2 protein-coding genes are annotated in these 2,235 nt (G+C 66.9%); both read right to left on the reverse strand.

The window, feature by feature from the left end:
* Positions 1-521: 521 nt before the first annotated feature.
* On the reverse strand, positions 522-1,010 hold the full coding sequence (locus AB1460_RS36990) for an excalibur calcium-binding domain-containing protein (protein ID WP_368967185.1): 489 nt from the start codon (positions 1,008-1,010) through the stop codon (positions 522-524).
* Between the two features lie 89 nt (positions 1,011-1,099).
* Entirely contained in the window at positions 1,100-1,942 is an 843-nt protein-coding gene (locus AB1460_RS36995; RefSeq protein ID WP_368967186.1) for a PASTA domain-containing protein, read from the reverse strand.
* Between the last annotated feature and the right edge of the window lie 293 nt (positions 1,943-2,235).

The raw sequence follows: 2,235 nt of genomic DNA on the forward strand, positions 1-2,235 counted from the left end.
TCGAGCACCAATCTTACAGCCTCGGTCTTGTACTCCTGAGTAAACTTCCGCCGTGTTGACCCCATCGCCATCCTTCCCTATGACAGTGAACCTCAAGTTCGCTGTCCACGGAAGCGGGATCACTCCAGTCCCGCAGCCCGTCGTACTTCCCCACGGTTCCCCCAACCAACACATCCCTCTTCGCTTCTCCGACGAACCGTAGCGGTCACCGGCAGGCCACTGACGAGCGGAGGGCACACCGCCGTATGCACTGCTATTCCGGTGCCGCGGTGGGACTCGCGGTCGGGCTGGTGTTCGCGCTGCTTCCCAGCAGGGAGACTCGGACGGGGACGGACCTTCGCCTCCCGTGTCGGGATTTCCCGCGGCGAGGCCGGCGGGTCGGGCGCCATGTACCCGGCCGCCGACCTCGACCGCCGGTTACGCATCCGCCACGGGCGGACTCGTCATCCACACCTGCCGTTCGAGCCTCGGTGCAGTTCCTGCGGCCGAGGTCTCGGCAAGGTGCCGCGCGCTGCGGCCGATCAGAATTCGCAGGCGACACCGTCGTGATCACGGTCGAGTTTCGTCGAATAGCCTGGCTGGCCCTCATAGAGCGGGGCCGCACCGGCGGCGCGGGCTTCGGTGCAGTTCGCGTAGGACACGCTCTGTGCGCTGTCGGCTGCGGGCGGGGCGGTGGCAGCCTGCTGTGGGGCGACCGCCTGTGCGGCAGGTGCCGCCTGCGCGGCCGCAGCCTGCGGTGTTGCCGCCGCGGGAGCAGTCGCGGCCGGTGGCACGGTGGCGGCCACCACCGGCGGGGCCGTGGTGGCCAGCAGGCTGGTGGCCGACGGGGATGTGCTCGGGGTCGCCGAGGATGTCACGCTGGCGCTGGGCGTGACCGACGCCCCGGCGCTCGTGGCGTCATCCGAGGAGCCCGATCCGCATCCGCTCAGCAGACCCGCGGAAAGAAACAGAGCCGCGACGGCGGCCCGCGAGCCGCCGGTCGGCAGCGCGCGCCGGTTCATGTTCTGCATGGTTCCCCCTTTGAAACGAGGTACACAAACGAAGATTCGAGATTTTCGGGTTCCCGGCCAGTTCTTTTCGTGGCCTGACCAGAAACCCCTCAGCACCACTTGCTCCTGCAGAAGCCTCCGCCCCTGCGACCACCTCCACCGCTGCTCCAGTTCCCATCACCCGGAACGTTGTAGTTCTCGTCGTTGTCGTCCAGGTCCGTCGGCCCGCCGCCGTAGGTTTGCACCGGCGAGGGCGGGGGAGGTGCCACGGGTTTCACCAGAATGGTGATCAGCCGACCCGGCCGAAGTGGTTGTCCGGCTTCGGACAGGCTGCCGGCGATGGTTCCGCCTGATGCGACCTTCAGCCGTTCACGCGGCCCCCACTCGGATTCGGGTTCGACCGAGGGGTCACCGGGAATGGTGCTGGCGGCGGCAGGGGTCCGGTGAGCATCGGGTGCGTGCTCCGGCTCCGTTCCCTCGGCGTAACGGTATTCGAGAAGCTCCCGGATGTCAGGAAACGAATCGGAGGACTGGTAGATCTCCCCGGCCGGGAGCGCCGGCATCACCGGGTTGGCCTGGAACCATCTCCACTCCTGGTTACGGAGGTAGAAGAGGAAGATCTCCTCGTTCTTGAGAATCCTGGTGCCGGCCGGCGGAACCGTCGCGGCGACCGTCCAGTTGTCCTGGTCGAGAACGCGCCGACCTCGCGGCGAGAGATCCCGTTCCGAATGGTTGGCCGGAGCGGCAGACCGGGCGTCCCGAAGGTTCATTCCCACCAGGTTCGGCATCAGTACGCTCGCCGGCCCCACAGGAACTGTGGCCTGCCCGGCCAGCGCGGCAGCCGGAGCCTGGCCCGAGGTGCCCTGGTCGCCGGCGTTGCCCGCGATCAGCGCGATGACGAAGACGACGCCGATGCAGCCGCTCAGTCTCGGGTGGCGGGTGATCCACGACATGATTCGACGCCCGCGAGAGGAACCGTTCACGCGTGCAGCCCACAGAACACGATCACAAGATTTTCCTCCACATACAGCGGTTCACCGCTCCGCGCTCTTCCGGCTACCAGGTCAGTCGCAGGTGGGAATTCGGGCTCTGGCCCCCGACGAAGGGATCAGAGGGTCACCTAGTAGACCGTCGCCTCTAATATTCGACAGATATGCGGTGGATCGGTGAGGATGGTCTTCTTTCTCGCTGCCGTGAGGATGTGTCGTGTCGAGGTCGGGGTTACCGCCGGTGGTGCTGAGCGCCG

Source organism: Parafrankia sp. FMc2 (genome assembly GCF_041008525.1).
Classification (GTDB): Bacteria; Actinomycetota; Actinomycetes; order Frankiales; family Frankiaceae; genus Parafrankia.